Genomic DNA, 6,145 nt, shown 5'->3' on the forward strand with positions numbered 1-6,145 from the left:
AGGTCGCCATGCGGCAGGCCGTAGCCCAGGTACTGGCGCGCAATGGACACCACCAGGCGCAGGTGTGACAGCACCAGCCGCCCCGCCGCCTCCAGGTCGTTGTCCTGGCGCAGTTTGCGTGCGCAGGACTGCTCTTCTTCCAGGGTCAGCATGGGCATGCGGCTGACCGCCGAGATGTAGGCGTCCAGGTGGCCCAGTGCAGGCACCACCGACCACGGATTCACCAAGGTCAGGGAATTGTCGGCAACGCCAGTATTGACAGTCATGGCAGAACTCCTTGTTACTTCAGCTCGTAATGTTAGCACTCTCTGTGAGTGAGTGCTAATTGAAAAGTTCAATGCAACGTGTGCAGGGGCAGAAGTTGAGAAGAGATTGATATTTGACAAGTGGTGTCGATGTTCGGAAGGTTTTGAACTCGTCTGAGATCAAAAAAGACATGTAAAACATTGAATTTAAACAATAAACAGGTCTTCCTTCCAGGTTTTTCAGCGTGATCCTGCGTCCTCGTTGGTCGAAAATCCGCAAATCTGTCGAATCGCCTGTGTCCAGTTTTCTGGATGGGCTGACTCAGTACTCCCACACCTCGTGCCCCAGCATCCCCCCATTCAGGGTCTCGCGGCACACCCGCCAGTTGGGCAAATAAGCATCCATCAGCGCCGTGAACCGTTCCGAGTGTTTGCGCTCCAGCAGGTGCAACAGTTCGTGCACCACGATGTATTCAAGGCACATCTCAGGCTTTTTGGCCAGCTCCAGATTAAACCAGAGTCGCTTGGCGCTGGGGTTGCAGCTCCCCCACTTGGTTTTCATCTTCTTGATGCCCCAGTGGCTGGCCTGAACACCAAGGATGGGCTGCCACTTCTCCAGCAACGGCGGTATCAGCGCCTTGAGCTGGCCACGGTACCAGTGCAGCAGCACAGCTTCACGTTGCTCGGCACTGGCACCGGAACGCACGAACAGGTCAAGGCTGGCAATGCCGCGCACCGCCACCCGGGCCGGTGCTGCCACCTCATGCACCCGCAGGCGGTAGCGCTGCCCCAGAAAGTAGTGGCTTTCGCCGTTCACCATCTCGCGTTGCGTCTGGCGCGGCTGCTCGACAAACTTGGCTTTTTGCCGTTTGATCCAGCCCAGCTTGTCAATCACGGCCAGTCGCACCGCGTCATCGCTGATCACCAAAGGCGCCGCCACCCGCACCCGCCCCAACGGTGGGTAAACACCCAAGTGCAGGTTCTTGATGTCCTTGCGCACCACTTCCACCTTGATCCCGCCAACTTGCAAACGGGCATCGCTTTCTGTCTTGCGCGCCTTCACTTCAATAGCCACCTTGGTTTTTCACCAATTCAAGTATCCGGTCGGTCTCGTGTTCAAGGTCGGCCGGCGTCGCAGGGGTAGCCCCCACATCCAGCGCATGCACCCCCGCACCCAAGGGCAAGGCGGTGCTCAGTACATGGCGGATGGCATGGCGCACGCGCTTGGTTTTGGTGCTGCTGTTGCGCCAGTCGTCCTGCAAGCTGCTCATCACGCCAACATCCACCGCCACGGCCAGCGCCTCGTCCTGTCCCAAGTTGTTGTACAACGCCCGTTGCGCAGCGGTCTTGATCCCCGCCGGGTAAGACGCCGGGCCACCCGGCATGGTCGCGTCCTTGGTGAGCTGGGCAATCTTCTCCAGATATTCCTTGTAACTCACCACGCCCTTGCGTCGCTGCGCGATCAGCGCATCCAGCAGTTTGCTCATCTTGTCGTAATAGGCGGGGTCAACGGGCGACTCGTTGATGATCAGCTTGCGCACGTTGTTTTCAATGGCCTCGGCCACCGCTTCATCGCTCTTCATCACCCCTTTGAGCTTGGCCGCTGCCGCGTCCGGGCCGCGCTCCACAATGAGCTGGATCAGGCTCATGTCGTCAAAGCTGGAAATCTTCTCGCTTTCCTCGGCCCGGATGTAGGTGTCAATCAGGTGCCGCATGGCCGGCTCATACGCCTTGAGGTCAATGTAATCACCGCTGGCCAAGCGCACTTCGTCGCGCACCTTGCTGGCGTGATCCACTTCTGCCCTGATCTTTGCAATCTGGTCTGGCGTGTACCCTGCCTCTGCCATTTCATTGGCAAGCGCCGCATAGGCCCGGATCAGGGTCGTGACAAATTTGTACAACTTGAGCCGCTTGGCTTCGTTGTCCTTGAGCTGGGTCGAATTGCCCGACTCCATCGCGCAAAAGTAATGGCCGTAGGCGGCTTGATCGCGTGGGGCCAGTACCGGCTCAAACAGCGCCTTGACGGCTTCACGCGCATCTTCCAAGTCCTGCCGGGCTTTCTTCAGCCGGTCTTCCAGCAGCCCTTTCACGTCATCCTTGTCGTAGCCGTCCAGCGCGCCACTGGTGTAGTCGCCCACGGCACCTTCCAGACTCTTGAACAAGTCTTTGTAGTCAATGATGTAGCCGTACTCTTTGCTCTCACCATCCAGGCGGTTCACCCGGCAAATGGCTTGAAACAGGCCGTGGTCGCGCATTTGCTTGTCGATGTAAAGGTAGGTGGCTGATGGTGCATCAAAGCCCGTCAGCAGCTTGTCCACCACAATCAGCAGCTTCATCTGCCCCGGCTCGTCGATGAACTTCTTTTTGACGGCCAGTTCAAACTTGTCCGACTTGGTAATGGCCACCTCGGCCGGCTCATTGAACCAGTCGGCCAGCATCTGGCCGTACACCGCGTATTTCAGCAGCTTGTCGGTCACGCCCTCACCCGTGGTTTCACCCTTTGTGTCGGCCACGGTGGGGCTGTAGCTGGTCACGATGGCGCACTTGCCCTTGAGTTCGGTCCTGGCAAACAGCTCGTAAAACTTGCACGCCTCATAAATGCTGCCCGCCACCAACATGGCGTTGCCGTGGCCGTCCATCAGGCGCGGGCGGGTAGCCATGTCCATCAGGATGTCGGCCACAATTTTTTGCAGCCGGTCTTGGCTCGACAGCACCCGTTGCATGGTGCCCCACTTTTGCTTGAGCTGCGCCTTGGCCAGATCGTTCAGTCCCTTGGTCTTGGCTTCAAACCACTGGTCAATCTTGTCGCGGTTGGTCAAGGTCTGGTCGATGTCGCGCGCCTCGTAGCGCAAATCCAGCACCACGCCCTCGCGCACGGCTTGGTCAAACTTGTACGTGTGGATGTAGCGGCCAAACACCTCGATGCTCTTTTGCTTGTCGGCTTTCAGCAGCGGCGTGCCGGTAAACCCAATGAAGATGGCATTGGGCAGCAGCGCCTTCATGGCCTTGTGCAGATCACCGCTCTGGGTGCGGTGGCATTCATCCACAAACACATGGATGTCGCCCTTGGCCACAAAGTCAGCCGGCAGCTGGCGCAGCGATTCAATGAACTCTCGGGTGCCTTCGCCGTCGGTGTCTTCATCCGCTTTGCCACCAAACTTGTGTACCAGCGAACAGATCAATGATTCCGTCGTGCCGTTGAGCGTGTCGATCAGGTCATGGCCATTGGCGGTGCGGTGAATGTGCTCATTCACGCCCGTGAACACTTTTTCAATCTGCTGGTCCAGCTCGGTGCGGTCGGTGATGATCAGCACCCGCGCCCCCGGCACGTTCTCGCGTATCCACTTGGCCAGCCACACCATGGTCAGACTCTTGCCGCTGCCCTGTGTGTGCCAGATGATGCCGCCCTCGCGGCGGTGAATGAACGCTTGCGCGGCCTTGACGCCAAAGTACTGGTTCTGGCGGCACAGCTTTTTGATGCCCGCGTCAAACACCACGTAATCGTGCATCAGCGCCAGCAGCCGGGTCTTGTTGCACACCTGCATGATTTGCCGATCCAGCGGGTTCGGCTCTGCGGCATAGGCGCCGGTGTCTTCCACCCAACGCAGGTAATATTTTTCCGGGGTCTCAATGGCGCCATAGCGCAGCCCTTCGGTGTCGTTGCCCGCCATCACCCACTGCATGGTCGAGAAGAACGGCTGGATGAATTCCTTCTTCTGGTTGTCCAAGTTCTGCCGGATGCCCTCGGCCACCGACACGGTCGAGCGCTTCAGCTCCAGCACGCCCAGCGCCATGCCGTTGATATAAATCACCACGTCCGGGCGCTTGGTGCTGGCCCTGGCATCGGCGCCTTTGACCGTCACCTCTTCAGCCACACAAAAATGGTTGTTCGTGGGCTGCTTCCAGTCCACCAACCAGACTGTGATGCGGTTTTCACCCACGCCGGGTAGCACCTTCACGCCGTAGCGCAGCAGCTCATAGACCTCTTTGTTGCGGTCGTAAATGCTTTTGCTGGTGTCGCTGGCCACCCGGTTGAGTTCATGCAGCGCCTTGCTTATCAGGGTATCACTCACGCCCTGTTTGGCCAGCCATGCCGTGAGCAGCTTTGGCTCGATGTTACGGTTGTCCAAGTCAGACTTGTCACCCAGATAGTCGTAACCCAGCCGCTGCTGAAACAAGGCGACGATGCGGGCTTGGGTGCGCTTTTCGATTTGGCCGACGGTGCTCATGGTTTTTCTTGAGCAGATGGCGTTGGTGGCGCCTGTCCCGTGAGTGGCGCAGAAATAAAACTCTCTTGCGAGAGGGCGTGAATCACGCCGCGCATGAGGTAGCTGTTGTCAAAGCCAAGTGTGTACTGGCGTGCGTTTGGCGCAATGGGATGCAACATCTTGCGCTCCACCAGTTTCTTGATTTGGTAGGTGCGCTGCGCTGCGCTCATGGCCGGCATTGCAGCGCTGAGGTCAGCCGCTTTGGCAACACCTGACTTCACCGTGGAAAGCAGCACTGCTTCTTCTTGCGCGGTAATCAAGGTTCGGCTGCGCGCGTAGGTGAGCGCAGGCACCAAAATCTTACTCTTCAGGTAGTCATACTGGGTGAGTTGATCCACCTTCTTCAGCTCAGTCAATACACCCTGCAACACATATAAACACCATTGCTCCAAGTTATCAGAGGTGCCAACATCAGCACAGGCCAGCATGGCGTAATACTGGTCACGGTCACTGCAAAATACTGCCGTGGGGTTCAACACCCGCCCTCCAGCCTTGACGTTGAAGCCGTACTTGATCATCAGCGCATAGGTCAACAAACGTACCACCCGCCCATTGCCGTTGCCAAAGGGGTGTATCCAGCCAAAACGGTGGTGCGCCAGCGCCACCTTGATCAGGTCATACTTGGGCGCATCCGCCCGGTTAATAAACGACACCAGCTCTTGCATGTAGTCCCCCACCAGCACACCGTCTGGCGGCAGATGCTCTGATTGGGCGATTTGCACTTGCCCTACGCGGTAGGCACCAGGGGTTGCATCGCCTTCGCGCACTAGTTTATTCACCGCCAAGACATGCAGTTCGCGAATGAAATGCTCGGACACCTCTTCGCCCGGCTGCATCGCGGATTCGATGTAGGCCATGGCCTCTTCAATGTTGGCAATCTCTGATAGATGGTCACCCGCTGTGGCAGTGCCTTCCAGCGAGCTCTCCACATAGTCGGCCAGCGTGGTGTGGTTGCCCTCAATACGGGCGGAGCCCAAGCTCTCCAGCATGTGGAATACGCGCTTGAGCTGAAAGAACACCGGCGCCGGTGTGGTGCCCGCCAGCTTCAGGCGCCGCAGGTGTTCCAGCTCAGTCAACACATCGACCAGAGGTGAGTCAAAAGCGGGGTTCAGAAGCGCCAGGTCAAAGTGATGAAATGCAGCCATGGCTATCCAATATCTTTACTGAAAGGTAAACATTTAGTGGACTCTATACCAAAAAATCAATTAAAAACATTTACTTGCGTAAATTGTTCTGAAAATTTATCTGTAATTCCACGTGATCATTATCTGTAATTCCGCTGATCAACATCTGGAAAAACTTCGCCTCTGGGCACGGCTAGAGGCTCCATTGATGCAGTTCCACCCGCCCACGTCCCAGCCAATGAAGAAAGACGGTGATTGCGACACGCCGTTCATACCAGGCGGATTTTTCCCGTCAGTAGCTCTTGCATCATGCCCTGCTTGAGCGCGCGGGTCTTGTCGCGGCGGGCTTCGAGGGCGGTGAGTTCGGTGTCCATGTCGGCGAGGACGGTGGCGATGGCGATTTGTTCGTCGCTCGGTGGCAGTTGGACTTCTAACTTTTCAATGTCGCCCATGCCAATGTTTCCCTGTGAGGACGAATTGGTGAGAAGGGTAATCTGCCGACTGAGAC

General features: G+C 57.4%; 5 protein-coding genes. All 5 read right to left on the reverse strand.

The window, feature by feature from the left end; translation table 11 throughout:
- Positions 1-266, reverse strand: a 266-nt coding sequence (locus IBX54_RS11610; RefSeq protein WP_296542815.1) for a sigma-70 factor domain-containing protein, incomplete at its 3' end; no start/stop codon positions are given.
- A gap of 301 nt (positions 267-567) precedes the next feature.
- A complete protein-coding gene (locus IBX54_RS11615; RefSeq protein ID WP_296542816.1) occupies positions 568-1,320 on the reverse strand; it encodes a M48 family metallopeptidase in 753 nt (250 codons plus the stop codon).
- Entirely contained in the window at positions 1,310-4,474 is a 3,165-nt protein-coding gene (locus IBX54_RS11620) for an HsdR family type I site-specific deoxyribonuclease (RefSeq protein ID WP_296542817.1), read from the reverse strand. Before IBX54_RS11620 ends, IBX54_RS11615 begins: the two co-directional genes overlap by 11 nt.
- Entirely contained in the window at positions 4,471-5,658 is a 1,188-nt protein-coding gene (locus IBX54_RS11625; protein ID WP_296542818.1) for a Fic family protein, read from the reverse strand. The genes IBX54_RS11620 and IBX54_RS11625 overlap by 4 nt, the downstream gene beginning before the upstream one ends.
- Before the next feature lie 248 nt (positions 5,659-5,906).
- Positions 5,907-6,145: restriction endonuclease subunit S (locus tag IBX54_RS11630; protein WP_296542819.1), on the reverse strand; the 239-nt coding region annotated here is incomplete at its 5' end.

Origin of the sequence: Rhodoferax sp. (genome assembly GCF_014859475.1) — a bacterium.
GTDB lineage: Bacteria > Pseudomonadota > Gammaproteobacteria > Burkholderiales > Burkholderiaceae_C > Rhodoferax.

What these genes read in the sequence shown, in the direction of transcription:
- IBX54_RS11620 (WP_296542817.1), bottom strand. Translation starts at nt 4,474, where the DNA reads ATGAGCACCGTCGGCCAAATCGAAAAGCGCACCCAAGCCCGCATCGTC.
- IBX54_RS11625 (WP_296542818.1), bottom strand. Translation starts at nt 5,658, where the DNA reads ATGGCTGCATTTCATCACTTTGACCTGGCGCTTCTGAACCCCGCTTTT.